This window comes from Nostoc sp. CALU 546 (assembly GCF_048836525.1).
Genome location: NZ_JAWJTF010000117.1, coordinates 10178 through 30134 on the forward strand (window position 1 = coordinate 10178; position 19957 = coordinate 30134).

Annotated in this window: 2 protein-coding genes; both read right to left on the reverse strand. The window is 43.3% G+C overall.

Going from position 1 to position 19957, the window contains the following annotated elements:
* Positions 1-202: 202 nt before the first annotated feature.
* Entirely contained in the window at positions 203-14419 is a 14217-nt protein-coding gene (locus RRG12_RS36095) for a non-ribosomal peptide synthase/polyketide synthase (RefSeq protein ID WP_420762536.1), read from the reverse strand.
* Positions 14416-19896 (reverse strand): amino acid adenylation domain-containing protein, encoded by a 5481-nt coding sequence (locus RRG12_RS36100; protein ID WP_420762537.1) that lies wholly within the window; start codon positions 19894-19896, stop codon positions 14416-14418. Before RRG12_RS36100 ends, RRG12_RS36095 begins: the two co-directional genes overlap by 4 nt.
* Positions 19897-19957: the final 61 nt, after the last annotated feature.

The window sequence follows — 19957 nt, forward strand, 5'->3', positions numbered from 1 at the left end:
AAATTTCAACTCAACTGAAACCTTTTCAATTCTGCTAAATTCTTAACTTGCACATTTTATAACCGTGATACAGCAAGGCTTTGAGAAAGAAATCTCATAAAAATGTGCTAGGGGAAAGCAGTGACGCACAAACCTTACCCCAATACCGCGATTGACTCTACCAGGCTTATGTTCAAAGCCACATTTATGCAAAAAACCCCAATTACTTTTTTTTGTCCGAAGTCGAATTGCTAAAGTTGGTAAAGAAAGCTTGGAGTAATTTATCGTCTACTTCCGGCCAGCGAATGGTGGTATCTGCAAGTCCATTGAGGGTATTTTGGCAATCAAATTTTAAGCTAGATGTTGCATTGGACTCTGAAGATGTATTGTCTTCAGCCAGCGATATAGCTGAATATAAAGCGTTATCAGTAGAAATTTGGTTACTACGAACTAGTTCAGCTTGCCAATCCTCATCGGAAAGCTCTTGCAGTGGGTAGCCCAAAGAGCGGATGCAGTTTATAAATTGACTCCAAGGAGCAGAATGAGAACTAATTAGATGAAAGGCTTTGCCCAAAGATTCTGGCTGCTGCGACAGGTTGATTAAGGCTTTGGCGAGATAGTCAACAGGTGTAATTTCTATCAAACTGTTCATCTCTGGCGCACTTTTTAGTTGAATGCAGCTTTTGATGAATCTGTAAAACATATCATTTGAATTCCAAATGCCAGTTTTACTGTGCCATGTTATTCTACCAAGCCTGTAGATACTGCAAGGCAACCCGCGATCGCGTGCCATCATAACAATCTTTTCTGCCACCCATTTACTTTGGGTATAGCCGCCAACAAGTCCTTGAGAGTGTTCCAGAGGATCATTTTCTTGAACAACCCCTAATTTGAAATACTCATCTGAGGCGAAAACGCTAACCGTAGAAATGAAATGCACAGGCTTGATTTTGATTTGACTAGCTAATCGCAAGACTTCCTCAGTTCCACGAACATTTGCTGCTTTCAACAAGGCGTAGGGATAAACATGATTCACCAAAGCGCCATTATGGTAAATTAAGTCAATTTTGCCAGCCATGTGGTGAAATTGCTCATCACCAAGACCGAAAAGCGGTTGAGATAAATCTCCTAATACAGGAATAATGCGATCGTTGAAAGATTCCTCCCAAAGTAAATAAGCTTTCAAGGTATCTTGAAGTCGTTGCTTCCCTGCATTAAAATCAGCAACACGCACCAGACAATAGATATCTGCATGAGTTTGTTGTAATAATTCCGCCAACAAGAAAGCACCGACAAAGCCTGTTGCACCCGTGAGCAGAATAGCCTTTGGTTCACTTACAGGTTGATAAACTAGGTTAAGAGGCTTGATTGTCTCATCAAGGACGACTTCAGCCTGTAAGTTTAAGGAAGTAATTTCATTGGTACTGACAGTAGAATCTGTTCCACAAGTAGATTCAATGGTTTGAGCAAGTTCAGCAATAGTTGGCGCAGTAAATAAGTGGCGCAACGGTAACTTCATCTGGAAAGTCTCATTTACCTGGGACATCACCCGAATCGTTGTCAGTGAATGGCCTCCTAAATCAAAGAAATTATCCAGAACACCCACTTTCTCTAGATGCAGTACATTAGCCCAAATACCTGCCAATACTTCCTCTACAGGGGTACGTGGTGCCACAAAATTTACCGCCTGAGTATTATGGGAATCAGGAGCAGGTAAGGCTTTGCGGTCTACCTTGCCATTGGGAGTTAAAGGTAAAAACTCTAAGCTGACAAAAGCCGAAGGAACCATGTACTGTGGTAATTTTTCTTTCAAGAAAATGCGTAACTCATTGGTAGTTGGTGTTTGTTCTAACTCCGGCACAAAATAAGCTACTAAGCGTTTCTCTCCTGGAATATCTTCTCTCGCCACTACCACATTTTCTCTAACTCCTGAATGCTGACTCAGTATTGCCTCAATTTCCCCTAACTCAATTCGGAAACCTCGAATTTTTATTTGATTGTCGATGCGCCCCAGGTATTCTATGTTTCCATCTGGTAAATAACGGGCTAAGTCACCAGTTTTGTATAATTTTGAATTTTGAATTTTGAATTTTGAATTATTAAAGGGGTTAGGGATGAATTTTTCTTGTGTTAATTCTGGTCGGTTGAGATAACCGCGTGCTAATCCTGCACCACCGATGTGCAATTCTCCTGGCACACCCACAGGCACTATTTGCAAATTTTCGTCTAAAATGTAAACTTGTGTATTGGCGATCGCCTTACCAATAGATATTTTCTCGTCATCTTCAGTGCATTTTACGAGCGTGGCACAGACAGTAGCTTCCGTTGGCCCGTAAGCGTTGAAGAAGTTTCTGCCAGCAGACCATTGTCTGATTAGTTCAGCAGAACAAGCTTCTCCACCTACAATTATTGTTTGCAGTGCCGGAAGTTCCTCCATAGGCATAACTGCTAAAGCCGATGGTGGTAGCGTGATATTGGTAATGCAATGATTGCGTAATTGCTCAATTAATGGCTTCCCTGGCAATAGAGAGTCTTTTGTTCCCAGGTACAGCGTTGCACCTGACCCCAGAGCCAATACAATTTCCCAGATAGAAGCATCAAAACTGAAGGAGGCAAACTGGAGAACGCGACTATCAGAGTCTACGCCAAAAATTTGAATCTGAGCGTGAGTTAAGTTGCATAGTCCCCTATGCTCAACCATGACACCTTTAGGTCTACCTGTAGATCCTGAAGTGTAAATCACATAAGCTAAATTAGTTGCTTGTACTTCAGCGATCGCATTTTCTTGAGGCAACTGAGCAATAAAGTGCCAATCAGTATCTAAACACACAACCTGCGTCTGATGCTTTTGTAATTTCTCAACTAATTTATGTTGGGTTAGCAGCACAGAAACTTGAGCATTTTCAAGCATAAAGCTCAGACGCTCTTGGGGATATTCTGGGTCAAGTGGTACGTAAGCCCCACCCGCCTTGAGAATACCCAACAGTCCAACGACCATCTCTAAAGAGCGCTCCACACAAATCCCCACCAGCACATCGGCGGACACTCCCAATGATTGCAAGTAATGTGCCAACTGGTTAGCACGACAATTCAATTCGTGGTACGTCAATTGTTGATTCTCAAACACCACTGCCACGGCATCGGGCGTGCGTTCCACCTGTTCTTCAAACAACTGATGAATACATTTATCTTGGGGATAATCTACGCTTGTATCATTCCACTCAACTAATAATTGCTGTTGCTCGGATGCTGTTAAGATTGGCAATTGAGAAATGCGCTCGCTGGGATTAGCAACAATACCTTCTAGCAGACAAGCAAAATGACCCGTCATTCGTTCGATAGTGCTGCTATCAAACAAGTCAGTGTTGTATTCCCACCCTCCCACTAGTCCAGTACTAGTGTTTTCCATTGATAGGGTAAGATCAAACTTTGCCGTGGAACTTTCTATTGGTAAAGAACTGACAGTTAACCCAGTCAAATCTATTTCAGACATGGGAGCGTTCTGGAGACCAAACATCACCTGAAATAGTGGTGTATGACTCATGTCTCTTTCTGGTTGCAGAGTTTCCACCAACATTTCAAAGGGCAAATCTTGATGTGCGTAGGCGGATAGTGCCATTTCTCGGATACGTGGGAGTAATTCGTTAAAACTAGGATTAAGAGATAAATCAGTCCGCATCACCAAAGTATTGACAAAAAAGCCAATTAACCCTTCTATTTCGGTGCGATCGCGGTTAGCAATTGGTGTCCCCACCAAAATATCTGTCTGTCCTGTGTAGCGATAAAGCAGGGTATTATATGCTGCCAACAAAGTCATAAACAGGGTACAACCTTGCTGTTGACTCAGTTTTTCTAACTTTTGGGTTAGTTCCGCAGAGAGTGTAAACTCCAGATGTGCGCCATTGAAAGTCTGCACAGCAGGTCTGGGTCTGTCTGTGGGTAATGGCAAGAACGTGGGTGCATTGGCCAATTGTTGTTTCCAGTAACTCAATTGGCTTTGTAGTACCTCCCCCTGCAACCATTGTCTTTGCCAAATTGCAAAATCTGCATACTGAATCGGCAGTGGTAATAAGGGTGACAGTTGTCCCTGAGAATAAGCATTGTAAAGCGTTGTTAATTCTTGGACAAACACACCTATTGACCAGCCATCACTGACAACGTGGTGCATACACACTACTAACCACTGTTCTGTATGAGACAGCACTATTAATGTCGCTCTGATTAATGCTTCTGACTCTAAGTCAAAAGGCTCAATTACTTGTTGTTGGAGTAATTTTTGTGCAGCCGTTTTTTGTTCTGTTACTTCGGCTTCGCTCAGTACAAGTACGGGTAAATGTTGCAAGTCAACAACTGCAACTGTCCAATTAGTCTGGGTTTGAATGATTTGTAAAGGCTTTCCATCAACGACAACAAAGTTGGTGCGTAATGCTTCGTGGCGATGAATAATTTCCCTAAAGCTTTGTTCTAAGGCAACAACATTAATAGTTCCGACTAAACGCAAACCAACGGGGATGTTGTATGAGGCACTGTTCGAGCTTAACTTGTCTAAAAACCACAAACGCTGTTGAGCATAAGACAGTGGTATTTCTGCATTCTCTGCCCGCTTTAAAATGGGTGGTGCAATAATTTCTAAGTCTTGTTGCTGCAACTGTTGAATGTTTTGGGACAATTGAGCAATTGTTGGTGCAGCAAATAAGCTACGCAATGGTAGTTCTACTTTCAAGTTGGTACGGACGCGGGAAACCAGTTGCGTTGCTAGTAGCGAATGTCCTCCAAGTTCAAAGAAGTTATCATGTATGCCCACTTGCTCTACTTTCAGCACTTGCGCCCAAATTAGTGACAAAATTTCTTCAATTGGGTTACGTGGAGCAACATACTGATCTGATAATTGACTGTGTAAATCAGGTGCCCTCAATGCGCGACGGTCTAATTTTCCATTGGAGGTAATTGGTAGAGCTTCCAAGATAACTATTGCACTTGGCAGCATATACTCTGGTAACTTCTCCTTCAGGAAGCTACGCACAACGTTTACAGAGACTCTCTGCTCTGGCTGTGGCACAATGTAAGCGACTAAGCGTTTATCACCTGGAGTATCTTCTCGCACAATCGCACAAGATGCTTGTACATTAGTATGTTGGCTCAGTACTGTTTCAATTTCGCCCAACTCGATGCGGAAACCGCGAATTTTAACTTGATTATCGATGCGTCCTAAAGATTCGATGTTACCATCTGGCAAATAACGTGCTAAATCCCCAGTTTTATATAATTTGCTCCCTCCTGCCTTCTGCCTCCTGCCTCCTGCCTCCTTAAACGGATTTGGGATGAATTTTTCTTGTGTTAACTCTGGGCGGTTCAAGTAGCCTCTGGCTAAAAGCACACCAGCAATGTACAATTCCCCTTGTACACCAATGGGTACAGGCTGTAAATATTTATCTAGGATGTAGATTTGAGTATTAGAAATAGGTCGCCCAATTGGAGGTAGTGGCGGCCAAGTATCTACTAAATTAGGCAAAGTAAAACTGGTGGCTACATGGCTCTCGGATGGCCCGTAATGATTGTGCAGAGTACAGTCACTTAGCTTACTCAGCCACTTGGAAATGGCAGGAGTAATCTGCAACTGTTCCCCAGCAGTAATGATTTCCCGCAAATGAGTATTTACTAACTCACTACCAACAGCGAATTCTGCTAGTTGTTGTAATCCTACAACGGGGAGAAACATTCTTTGAATTGCTTTTTCTTGGATTACTCTTAACAAATTTGAGGTATCGTGGCGTAATTCCTCAGTTATTAAGAACAATGTACCGCCAGAACACCAAGTAGTGAAGATTTCTTGGAAGGAGACATCAAAGTTAATCGAAGCAAATTGTAGGGTTTTTGCTCCACGAGCAATTTTCAGATTGTTTGGATGCCACAAAATCATATTGCAAAGGGCAAGCTGATTCATGGCTATACCCTTTGGTTGACCTGTAGAACCAGAAGTGTAAATTATGTAACCCAAGTTATTGGCTTGTACGCCAGTGATGAGATTATCTTGGCTGCACTGAGAAATTAATTCAGCGTCAGTATCTAGGCAAACAAGCTGTGTTTGATTTGGGGGCAGTCGGTCAAGAAGCGATCGCTGGGTTAGCAACACTTTAGCTTGAGTATCTTCTAAAATATAGCTCAAACGCTCAGTTGGATACTCTGGATCGAGTGGTACATACGCTCCCCCTGCTTTGAGAATTCCCAACAGTCCAATGACCATCTCCAAAGAACGCTCGACACACAACCCGACTAGAATATCTGCACCTACACCCAAAGAGCGCAAGTGATGAGCTAATTGGTTAGCGCGACAGTTTAATTGGTTGTAAGTAAGTTGTTGCTCCTCAAACTCCACTGCCACCTCATCGGGTGTCAGTTCTACCTGCTCCTCAAACAACTGATGTATGCACTTATGAAGAGGATAATCAACTTGAGTATCGTTCCACTCAAAAAGTAATTTTTGTTGCTCAACTTCACTCAGCAGGGGCAATTGTGAGATTTGCTGTTGAGGGTTAGCAACAATGCCTTCAAGCAAGGTGACAAAATGACTTGTCATGCGCTCGATAGTACTAGCATCAAACAAGTCAGTGCTGTACTCCCACAATCCTATCAGCCCAGTAGGACTATTCTGCATGATTAAGGTTAAATCAAACCTGGAAGTTGTCAGTTTTACTGGCAATGAACTGACATTTAGCCCAGTTAGGTCTAATCCAGATGCAGTGGGCGCATTTTGGAGGACAAACATTACCTGAAACAGTGGTGTATGGCTAAGATTCCGTTCTGCCTGTAATGCTTCTACCAGCATTTCAAAAGGTAAGTTCTGATGAGCGTATGCCTCCATTGCCATGTCACGGACGCGAGTCAGTAATTCGCTAAAACTGCGATCGCCTGATATCTCAGTCCGCATGACTAAGGTATTGACAAAAAAGCCAATTAACCCTTCAATTTCGGAGCGATCGCGGTTAGCAATTGGCGAACCCACCAGGATATCTTCTTGTCCTGTGTAGCGATAAAGCAGGGTATTATATGCCGCTAACAGAGTCATAAATAAAGTCACCCCTTGCTGTTGACTCAGTTTGGTTAGTTGTTGAGTTAACTCAACAGATAGGGCAAACTCAAGATATGCACCATTGAAAGTCTGCACAGCAGGTCTGGGTCTATCTGTGGGTAGTGACAAGAATGTGGGTGCATTTGCCAATTGTTCTTTCCAGTAACTCAATTGGCTGTTAAGTACTTCCCCTTGCAACCATTGTCTTTGCCATAATGCGAAATCTGCATACTGTATTGGCAGTGGTAACAAGGGTGACGGTTGACCTTGAGAATAAGCATTGTACAGTGCTTGTAATTCCTCGATAAATACACCTATTGACCAGCCATCACTAACAACGTGGTGGATAGACACTGATAACCACTGTTCTGTAGGAGACAACACCACTAATGTCGCTCTGATTAATGCATCATGAGCTAAGTCAAAAGGCTCAATTGCTTGTTGTTGGACTAATTTCTGTGCAGCAGTTTCTTGTTCTGTTACTTCGGCTTCGCTCAGTACAAGTACGGGTAAATGCTTTAACTCAACAACTGATAGTGTCCAAGGTATATTTTCCTGTTCCCTGTTCCCTGTTCCCTGTTCCCTCCAATTGTGAATGATTTGAGTTGGTTTTCCATCAACGGAAACAAAATTAGTGCGTAATGCTTCGTGGCGATGAATAATTTCCCTGAAGCTTTGTTCCAAAGCGACAACATTCACATTTCCGACAAAGCGCAATCCCATTGGGATGTTGTAGAAGGGACTGTCCGGCTCGAACTGGTCTAAAAACCACAAACGCTGTTGAGCATAAGACAGTGGTATTTCTGCGTTTTCTGCCCGCCTTAAAATTGGTGGTGCAGCAAGTTCTATATCTTGTTGCTGTAATTGCTGAATTAATTGTGCTAACTCTGCAATGGTCGGTGCAGCAAATAACGAACGCAATGGCAGTTCTACTTTCAAGCTGCTACGCACACGAGAAACGAGTTGCGTTGCTAATAAGGAGTGTCCTCCCAAGGTAAAAAAGTTATCATGTCTGCCTACAAGCTCTATTTTTAGGACTTCTTGCCAAATCAGTGCAAGGATTTCTTCTAGGGGTGTACGTGGAGCTACATATTTATCTGATAATGTACTACTTGGCTCTGGTGCTGGTAGGGCGCGACGGTCTATTTTGCCGTTGGAGGTTAGGGGTAAAGATTCTAAGATAGCGATCGCACTTGGTATCATGTATTCTGGTAGCTTTTCTTTGAGGAAGCTACGCAGAACGCTTACTGTAGGTGTTATCTGTGGCTGCGGTACTATATAGCCTACTAGGCGCTTGTCACCAGGAGTATCTTCGCGGACGATGACCACAGATGTTTGCACATCTTGATGTTGACTTAATGCTGCTTCGATTTCTCCCAATTCGATACGAAATCCACGGATTTTTACTTGGTTGTCGATACGTCCCAGATATTCGATATTGCCATCTGGTAAATAACGAGCCAAATCTCCGGTTTTATACAGGCGGGGACTGGCAACTGGAGATTGCACTATTTTTCTCCTCCGCTCCCTTACCCCTCTGCTCCTCTGCTCCCCTGCTCCCCTGCTTCCACTGAAAGGGTTGGGGATAAATTTTTGTTCTGTTAACTCTGGGCGGTTGAGGTATCCTCTTGCTAATCCTGCACCACCTATGTGTAACTCTCCTGGTACACCCACGGGTACTGGTTGTAAGTTTTGGTCAAGTATATAAATTTGCGTATTGGAAATTGGGCGACCAATAGGTACAGTCTTCAAGTTGCTCTCTGGTTGACATTCCCAGAAGGTGACATCAATTGCCGCTTCTGTCGGGCCGTAGAGATTATGCAATTGACACCCTAAACAGGCAAAAAAGCGTTCCTGAAGTTCTAAAGGCAGTGCTTCACCACTACAAATAACTCGCTTCAAGCTAATGCAATCTTTTAAACGAAGTTCTTCTAGGAAAATCTGGAGCATCGAAGGAACAAAATGCAGTGTAGTAATTTGCTGTTCTAGTATTAGGTTGACCAAGTAACCACTATCTTTATGTCCACCTGGTTTAGCTACAACTAAACGCGCTCCAGTCAATAATGGCCAGAAAAATTCCCAAACGGAGACATCGAAGCTGAAAGGAGTTTTCTGTAAAACGCAGTCTATTTCTGTTAATTGATATGCTTGCTGCATCCACAGAAGGCGATTGCAAATCCCTAGATGCGTATTTATCGCTCCTTTAGGCTTTCCGGTGGAACCCGAAGTGTAAATTACATAAGCCAAGTTAGTCGCTTGTACACCAGCGATTGGATTTTGTTGATTCGACTGGGAAATCATTCCCCAGTCGGTATCTAAACAAACAACACGCGCTTGATGTTCTGGTAATTTCTCAACTAATTGCTGCTGACTCAGTAATACTGAAACTTGAGCGTCTTCGAGCATAAAACTCAAACGGTCTTGGGGATACTCAGGATCAAGTGGTACATAAGCCCCACCCGCCTTGAGAATACCAAGTAATCCCACCACCATCTCCAAAGAACGCTCGGCACATATCCCCACCAGCACATCTGCGGACACTCCTAAAGAACGTAAGTATTGCGCCAACTGGTTAGCACGACAATTTAACTCGTGATACGTCAATTGTTGATTTTCAAACACCACCGCCACAGCATCGGGTGTACGCTCTACTTGCTCCTCAAACAACTGATGGATACATTTATCTTGAGGATAATCTACGCTTGTATCATTCCACTCAACTAATAACTGCTGTTGCTCAAATGCTGTGAGCATTGGTAATTGAGAAATCCGCTCTTTGGGATTGGCGACAATACTTTCCAGCAGTGTCACAAAATGACCAGTCATGCGCTCAATAGTGCTGCTATCAAACAAGTCGGTGTTGTAATCCCACCCTCCCACTAGTCCGGTGCTAGTGTTTTCCATTGATAAGGTAAGGTCAAACTTAGCGATCGCACTTTCTATTGGCAATTCACTGACACTTAACCCAGTCAACTCAACTTCAGATGTGGGCGCATTATTAAGAACAAACATCACTTGGAACAGTGGTGTATGGCTCAAGTCCCGTTCTGGTTGCAATGCTTCCACTAGCATTTCAAAGGGCAAATCTTGATGAGCATAAGCGGACAGTGCCATTTCCCGGATACGTGGGAGTAATTCGTTAAAACTGCGATCGCCTGATATCTCAGTCCGCATCACTAAAGTGTTGACAAAAAAGCCAATTAACCCTTCTATTTCGGTGCGATCGCGGTTAGCAATTGGCGAACCCACCAATATATCTTCTTGTCCGGTGTAGCGATAAAGCAAAGTATTATATGCCGCCAACAAAGTCATAAACAAAGTCACACCTTGCTTTTGACTCAGTTGTAATAACCGTTGAGTTAGTTCACCAGACAGAGTAAACTCAAGATATGCACCATTAAAAGTCTGCACAGCAGGTCTGGGTCTGTCTGTGGGTAGTGGCAAGAACGTAGGTGCATTTGCCAATTGTTGTTTCCAGTAACTCAATTGGCTATTGAGTACTTCCCCGACTAACCATTGTCTTTGCCAAATTGCAAAATCTGCGTACTGAATTGGCAGTGGCAATAAAGGTGACGTTTGACCTTGAGAATAAGCATTGTACAGTGCTTGTAACTCCTCAACAAACACACCTATTGACCAGCCATCAGAGACAACGTGGTGCATACACACTGATAACCACTGTTCTGTAGGAGACAACACCAGTAATGTTGCTCTGATTAATGCATCATGAGCTAAGTCAAAAGGCTCAATTGCTTGTTCTTGGACTAATTGCTGTGCAGCGATTTCTTGTTCTGTTAAAGCTAAATGCTGCAAATCAACTACTGTTAATGACCAATTTTGCTGTGTTTGAATGATCTGAGTAGCTTGTCCATCAACAGTAACAAAGTTAGTGCGTAATGCTTCGTGGCGATGAATAATTTCAATTAAGCTTTGTTGTAGCGCGGCAACATTAAGAGTTCCGACTAAACGCAACCCGAAGGGAATGTTGTATGAAGCACTGTTTGGCTCTAACTGGTCTAAAAACCATAAACGCTGTTGAGCATAAGACAGTGGTAAGTTTGCATTCTCTGCCCGCCTTAAAATGGGTGGTGCAGCAAGTTGTAAGTCCTGTTGCTGTAACTGCTGAATGAATGGCGCTAATTCCGTAATTGTTGATGCAGCAAATAACTCACGTAATGGTAGTTCTATTTTGAAGCTAGTGCGGATGCGTGAAACCAGTTGTGTTGCTAGTAGTGAGTGTCCCCCAAGTTCAAAGAAATTATCGTAAATACCCACTTGCTCTACTTTCAAAACTTGCGCCCAGAGGAGTGCAAGCATTTCCTCAACGGGTGTACGCGGGGCGACATATTTTTCTCGGAGTGCGGTGTCTAATTCTGGTTTTGGCAGGGCGCGGCGGTCTACTTTGCCGTTGGGAGTCAAGGGGAAAGATTCCAAGATTACTATTGCCGAAGGTATCATGTAATCTGGCAGCTTTGCTTTGAGGAATTGACGTATTTCACCCATCGTAGGTTGACAGTTCTGATGCGTTACGACGTAGGCGATTAAACGTTTATCTCCAGGGGTATCTTCGCGGACAATGACACAAGATATCTGCACATCGCTGTGTTGGCTCAGGACTGCTTCAATTTCGCCCAACTCAATCCGTAAACCACGTATTTTTACTTGGTCGTCGATGCGTCCTAAGTATTCAATATTGCCATCGCTTAAATAACGTGCTTTATCCCCGGTTTTGTAGAGGCGCTCGGAAGAGGCAGAGGGGCAGAGGTGCGGAGGGGCAGAGGGGAAAGACGGGTGTAATTTTTCTTCTGCTCCCCTGCTCCCCTGCTCCCCTGCTCCCCTGCTTCCACCAAAGGGATTGGGGATGAATTTTTCTTGTGTTAAATCGGTGCGGTTAAGGTATTCTCTAGCTAGACCATCTCCGCCAATATAAATTTCTCCGGGTACACCAATACCCACTGGTTGTAGTTGGGAATCTAACAAATAGATTTGTGTGTTAGAAATTGGCTGCCCGATGGGAATAGTTGTCGCGCCTTCTGGTACATCTTGCACTAAGTACCAAGAACTAAATGTTGTATTCTCTGTTGGCCCATAAACATGGAGCAATCGCTGCGGCGCACCATTGTTGAGTACTTCTTTAACCCATTTAGGATCGACAGCCTCGCCGCCAAATAGAAGATGCCGTAGTGAATTGAAAGCAGAGGGGACTTCTTGAGCAATTTGATTGAACAATGCAGTTGTCAAAAATAACACACTGATATTTTGCGATCGCATAAAGACTGCGAAATCTTTGGGCGAAAGTGCCAAATCTTTGCTTACCCCTACCAACCGCGCTCCGTTTAGTAACGCTCCCCAAATTTCAAAAGTAGCAGCATCGAAGGCGTGATTTGAAGCTTGGGCAATTACGTCTTGAGAAGAAATGTTGATATAGTTGGTTTCTTTGACGAGTCGAACTACACTTCGATGGACAATGCTTACACCCTTGGGTTGACCTGTAGAACCGGAGGTGTACATTACATAAGCTAAGTTATCAGCTTTGACACTGGTAGTTGGGTTCTGTTGTGTTTGTTGATTGATGATATCCCAGTTTGAGTCTAAGCAAATTACATTAGCTTTGCCGTTGCCTAATTTATTAACTAGTTTTTCTTGAGTCAATACAACTGATAACTGAGTATCTTCAAGCATGAAGGTCAATCGCTCTTGAGGATATTCTGGGTTAAGTGGCACATAAGCACCACCTGCTTTGAGAATCCCCAATAGTCCCACAACCATTTCTAAGGAACGCTCTACACATATCCCCACCAGCACATCAGCTTTTACACCCAAAGACTTCAAGTAGTGCGCCAACTGGTTAGCACGGCTGTTCAATTCGCGGTATGTGAGATATTGATTCTCATACACCACTGCTACAGCATCGGGTGTAAGCTCTACCTGCTCCTCAAACAATTGATGAATAGATTTATCCTGGGGATAATTAGATTGGGTATCATTCCAGTCAACTAATAACTGTTGTTGCTCAGATTTTGTTAGTATTGGCAACTGAGAAATTCGTTGCTGAGGATTAGTAGCGATTCCCTCAAGCATTGTGACAAAATGACCCAGCATCCGGCTAATCGTTCCATCTTCAAATCGACTAGCATCGTACATCACCCTCAGCGATAATTGCTCGCCAGGGGAAACTACAACCGCCAGAGGATAAGTTGTTTGTTCAATCCATCTAAAATTCGAGAGGGAAAAATTGCGATCGCCTTTTAGAACAGCAGTATCAATAGGATAATTCTCAAAAACAACAATACTCTCAAACAAAGAAGTACCCTTGGGAACATCACTTAGCCCCTGAATCTCTGCTAATGAGCTATAGGAAAATTGCTCAGACTCAATCTGTTGTGCCTGTAAATCCTTCAACAAACCCAGCAATTCAGTCTTCTCGGAGATTTGTACCCGCACTGGCAGAGTATTGATAAATAAACCCACTATCGACTCTACACCAACAAGTTCAGGCGGACGACCAGACACCGTTGCACCAAAAACCACATCTGTTTCTTGGCTGTAGCGAGAAAGCAACAATCCCCAAGTCGCCTGCACCAAATTACTCATCGTCAATTGATGCTGTCTGACAAAAGACATTACTGCTGTTGTTGCTGACACAGTTAAGTCAATTTGTTGTTCACTGTAGCTCGAATGCTGCTCCCGCATTGACAATGGTTTATCCACAGTCAAAAGAGTTGGTGTAGTAAAACCTTGGAGTTTTTGTCGCCAAAATTCTTGAGCTAAATCTCGATCCTGTTGTTGTAACCAAGCAATATAGTTGCGGTAGCTGACAGTTCCGATGTTAGATAAACTTTTACCCTGAGAAATAGCTTGATAAAACTCCAACAGGTCTTGGAAAACCAAAGGTGACGACCAGCCATCAAGTAATAAATGATGATGACACCAAACAAACTGATAAGTATTCCCATCCAACTGGATTAGATGTAGACGCATCAATGGCGCTTGCGACACTTGAAAACCCTGTTGTCGCTCCGAATCCAGAAAAGTCTCTAATTGCTGTTGCTGCTCTTGTGCAGATAACTCCCGCCAGTCATAAGTTTCGACTGTCACATTTACCTGTCGATATACCACTTGAACCGGCTGGCTTAAAGACTCCCACAGGAAAGCTGTACGGAAGACGGGATGCCGAGCTACTACTTGCTGCCAAGCTTGCTCAAAGGTTTTTATATCTAGGTTTCCCGTCAAAATGCAAGTTATCTGCTCAAAATATACGCCTGAATTTCGAGCATACAAACTTTCAAATAGCATCCCCTCTTGCATGGGAGATAAGGGATAAATATCTTCAATATTTTGCCGATTAGTTTTGTTAAGTTCTAATTTCATAAATTTTGTAATATCTGATCTATTTCTAGTTGGTCAAGTTGAATTAATGGGAAATCTGTAGGCGTATAACCTATATTTTCTGTTGATAAACAATGAGCAATGAGCTTCTGCAAAGTTTCGACAAATTCTTGGGCAATATTCTCAATCGTTTCGTGCTGATGTATATTGCTGCTGTATGTCCAATCTATTTGCAGTTTTTCGTTGATAATGATGGCATTAATATCTAGCAAATAATGGCGCTGACCTTGTAAACTCTGACTGTTTCCACTAGACTCATTAGCTATTTGTATCAGAGAAGATGTATTCACAACCTGAGCAAATTGCCCCAAATAATTGAAGCTAACTTCTGCTTGGGGAATTTTCTCTAGTTGGGCATTAATTTCTGCATCAACATTCAGATAACGCAATAAGCCATAGCCAATGCCTTTATTAGGAATTACACGTAATTGTTCCTTGACGGATTTTAAAGCAGTACCCAGATCATCTGTGATTCCCAGTTCCACAACTACTGGAAAAATCGTTGTAAACCAACCAACAGTGCGTGATAAGTCTACACCATCTACGATTTCTTCCCGCCCATGACCTTCTAAGTTGAATAACACTGAATCAGAGTTAGTCCATTCGCTTAATACCAGCACTAAGGCAGTTAACAAGACATCGTTAATTTGTGTTTTGTAAGCTTTCGGAACATCTTGCAGGAGAGAAAGAGTTTCGGCTTCATCTAATGATACTGTTACTGTCCTAGCCGATGCAGTAGTGTTTATTCCTTGTGCATAGTCCACTGGAATAGAGTCAACTGCATCGTAAGATGGACTCAACCAATAATCTAGTTCTGATTTTAAGACTTCTGATTGGGCATAAGCTGTTATCTTTTGCGCCCAATCTTTGAAAGATGTAGTTTTTGCAGGTAGCTGAATGGTTTTGCCTTGACTTAGTTGCTGGTAAGCTGTCTGCAAATCTTCTAACAATATCCGCCAAGAAACACCGTCTACTACGAGGTGGTGAATTAATATCAGCAATCGCGCTTTTTTGTTAATACCCAGCCAGAAAAATGCTACTTGCACGAGATTTTCTGAAAGATTTAAACTCGCCTGTAATTCATTGGCTGTGGTTTCAATGACAGTTTCTATCTCAATTTCTGGAACTGTCGATAAGTCAAAATGGCGGATAGTAATATTATCGGTTGGGTTAGCATGAATCTGCTGCCATATTGTGTCTGTTTGAGTGAATCTTAGCCTAAGAGCATCGTGATGTTTTAGTAATTGCTGCCATACTTGCTCTAATATTTCTAGGTTGAGGTCTGATGGTATTGTGAGGAGGAATGATTGATTAAAGTGGTGTTTTTCTGGGAACTTTTGCTCGAAAAACCAGTGTTGAATTGGTGTTAGGGGTAATGTTCCTGTGACTAATCCTTGTTCGATTGAGAGGGCTTTTGTTGTACCTGCAACTGTGGCTAATTGGGCGATAGTTTGATTGGCAAATAGTTGTTTGATTGTCAGTTCTATTCCAGCAACTTTTGCTCTGCTGATGATTTGAATGCTGAGGATGGAATCTCCTCCTAATTCAAAAAAGTTATCATGTATGCCTATTTGCTCTACCCTTAATACTTGCTCCCAAATTTGGGTTAATTTTTCTTCAATGGGGGTGCACGGTAGCACTATCTCGTTTTCTATTCCTGTGCGTGCTTCTGGTTCTGGTAGGGCGCGGCGGTCTATTTTGCCATTGGGTGTTAGGGGTAAAGATTCTAAGATGACGATCGCACTTGGTACCATGTATTCTGGTAGCTTTTCTTTGAGGAAGCTACGCAGAACGCTTACTGTCGGTGTACTTCGACTTCGCTCAGTACAAGTCTGCTGTGGCTGCGGTACTATGTATGCGACTAGGCGTTTACTTCGGCTTTGCTCAGTACAAGTATTTCCGGGAATGTCTTCGCGGACAATGACTACAGATGTTTGCACATCTTGATGTTGGCTTAGTGCTGCTTCTATTTCTCCCAACTCGATGCGGAAACCCCGGATTTTTACTTGGTTATCGATGCGTCCTAAGTATTCGATATTACCATCTGGTAAATAGCGTGCTAAATCCCCTGTTTTATATAATCTACTCCCTCCTGCCTCCTGCCTCTGGTCGGTGAGCGAAGCCGAACCGCTGCCTCCTGCCTTCTCAAACGGGTTGGAGATAAATTTTTCTTGTGTTAATTCTGGGCGGTTGAGGTATCCTATTGCTAATCCTGCACCACCTATGTGCAGTTCTCCTGGTACACCTATAGGTACTGGTTGTAAGTTTTGGTCGAGTATGTAGATTTGCGTGTTGGAAATTGGACGACCAATAGGGACAACTTGTGGATAAATCTCACGCTGACAATTCCAGAAAGTTGCATCAATACAAGCCTCTGTTGGGCCGTAGAGATTATGTAAATTTACATCTAGCTTACTTAACAAGCCTTCTTGTAGAGTAACGGGTAAGACTTCACCGCCACAGAAGACGTGTTTGAGGGAGTGACAAGTTTCGATTCCTCCCTGCTCTAAAAGAATTTGCAGTAAAGATGGAACAAGTTGAATAGTAGTTACCTGCTGCTGGGCGATTAACTTTAAGAGATAAGCACTGTCAGTATGACCTCTGGGTTCAGCTATTAACAACTGTCCACCTGCTAACAATGGAGCATAGAATTCCCAAACTGAGGCATCAAAGCCAAAGGGAGTTTTTTGCAGTACTTTGTCTTTTTCAGTCAGGGGGAACGTTGCTTGCATCCAGAACATGTGGTTGCAAAGGTTACTGTGAGATAGCATTACTCCCTTCGGTTGACCAGTAGAGCCAGAAGTATAAATCACATAAGCTACGTTACTAGCTTGCACCTGGGCAATTGGATTCTCTTGGCTAGACTTACTGATTAGGAGCCAATCGTTATCTAAGTGGACTACACGCGCTTGATGTTCAGGTAGTTTTTCAAGTAGATGCTGTTGAGTAAGCAAGACTGAAACTTGAGCGTCTGCCAGCATAAAATTCAGACGGTCTTGGGGATACTCAGGGTCAAGTGGTACATAAGCCCCACCCGCCTTGAGAATGCCCAACAGCCCAACCACCATCTCTAAAGAACGCTCTACACATATCCCCACCAGCACATCGGCTCCCACTCCCAAAGACCGCAAATAATGCGCCAACTGGTTAGCACGACAATTCAACTCGTGGTATGTCAATTGTTGATTCTCAAACACTACTGCCACAGCATCGGGCGTGCGTTCCACTTGCTCCTCAAACAACTGATGAATACATTTATCTTGGGGATAATCTACGCTTGTATCATTCCACTCAACTAATAACTGTTGCTGCTCCGATGCTGTGAGTAGTGGTAATTGTGAAATCTTCTCGCTGGGATTGGCGACAATACTTTCCAGCAGTGTCACAAAATGACCAGTCATGCGCTCAACGGTGCTGCTATCAAACAAGTCAGTGTTATACTCCCATCCTCCCACTAGTCCGGTGCTAGTGTTTTCCATTGATAAGATAAGATCAAACTTGGCGATCGCACTTTCTATTGGCAATTCACTGACAGTTAATCCAGTCAACTCTATTTCAGATTTGGGCGCATTATTGAGAACAAACATCACCTGAAATAGTGGTGTATAGCTGAGATCCCGTTCTGGCTGCAATGCTTCTACTAGCATTTCAAAGGGCAAATCTTGATGAGCATAGGCTCCGAAAGCCATTTCTCTTAGGCGCGGGAGTAATTCGTTAAAGGTGGGATTCTCAGATAAATCAGTCCGCATCACTAAAGTGTTGACAAAAAAGCCAATTAACCCTTCTATTTCGGTGCGATCGCGGTTAGCAATTGGTGTCCCCACCAAAATATCTTCTTGTCCCGTGTAGCGGTAAAGCAGGGTATTATAAGCCGCTAACAAAGTCATAAACAAAGTCACCCCTTGCTTTTGACTCAGTTTTATCAACTTTTGAGTTAACTCAACAGACAGGGCAAACTCAAGATATGCACCATTGAAAGTCTGTACAGCAGGTCTAGGTCTGTCTGTGGGTAATGGTAAGAATGTGGGTGCATTTGCCAATTGTTCTTGCCAGTAACTTAATTGGCTTTGTAGTACCTCCCCTTGCAACCATTGTCTTTGCCAAATTGCAAAATCTGTGTACTGAATCGGCAGTGGTAATACGGGTGAAAGTTCACCTTGAGAATAAGCATTGTACAGTGCTTGTAACTCCTGGACAAACACACCTATTGACCAGCCATCAGAGACAACGTGGTGCATACACACTAATAACCACTGCTCTGTAGAAGACAGCACTATTAATGTCGCTCTGATTAATGCATCATCAGCTAAGTCAAAAGGAAGAAACGCTTGTTCTTGGACTAATTTCTGTGCAGCAGTTTTTTGTTCTGTTAAAGGTAAATGCTTTAAGTCAACAACTGATAGTGTCCAAGGTATATTTTCCTGTTCCCTATTCCCTGTTCCCTGTTCCCTCCAATTGTGAATGATTTGAGCAGCTTGTCCATCAACAGTAACAAAGTTAGTGCGTAATGCTTCGTGCCGATGAATAATTTCAATTAAGCTTTGTTCTAAGGCGACAACATTCAGAGTTCCAACTAAACGCAACCCAAAAGGGATGTTGTATGAGGCACTGTTCGGCTCGAACTGGTCTAAAAACCACAAACGCTTTTGAGCATAAGACAGTGGTATTTCTGCATTGTTTGCCCGCCTTAAGATGGGTGGTGCAGCTAGTTCTAAGTTTTGTTGCTGCAACTGCTGAATGTTATGCGATAATTCAGCGATCGTTGGTGCAGCAAATAGCGATCGCAATGGCAGTTCTACTTTCAAGCTGCTACGCACACGGGAAATAAGTTGCGTTGCTAATAAAGAGTGTCCTCCTAGCTCAAAAAAGTTATCATGTCTGCCTACAAGGTCTACTTTTAGAACTTGTTGCCAAATCAGTGACAGTATTTCTTCGATGGGGTTGCGTGGGGCGACATATTTCTCTAATAATTCACTACTTGGCTCTGGTGCTGGTAGAGCGCGACGGTCTATTTTGCCGTTGGGGGTAAGCGGTAAAGACTCCAGGATGACTATTGCCGAAGGAACCATGTAGTCTGGTAACTTTTTCTTAAGGTCGCTACGCAGTTCGCTAATTGTGAGTGTTACTTGTAGCTGCGGCACAATGTATGCTACTAGGCGCTTATCACCCGGAGTATCTTCACGGGCTATGACACATGATGCTTGCACATGGGGATGTTGGCTTAGTGCTGCTTCGATTTCTCCTAACTCAATGCGGAATCCCCGGATTTTTACTTGGTTATCGATACGTCCCAGGTATTCGATATTGCCATTTGGTAAATAACGAGCTAAGTCCCCAGTTTTGTAAAGCCGAGGACTGGGGATTGGGGACTGGGAATTGGGAAGAACTTCTGCCCCCCGCCCCGCCCGCTTCCCCCGCGCCCCTGCCTCCTCACCAATCCTCGTCCCCCCTCGCCCCATCCCCCACCCCCCCCCCCCCCACACCCTCCACACACACACCCCCCCTGCGGCGCCTGCTGTT

Coding starts and splice junctions, on each gene's coding strand:
- RRG12_RS36095 (WP_420762536.1), bottom strand. CDS start 14,419: ATGAAATTAGAACTTAACAAAACTAATCGGCAAAATATTGAAGATATT.
- RRG12_RS36100 (WP_420762537.1), bottom strand. CDS start 19,896: ATGGGGCGAGGGGGGACGAGGATTGGTGAGGAGGCAGGGGCGCGGGGG.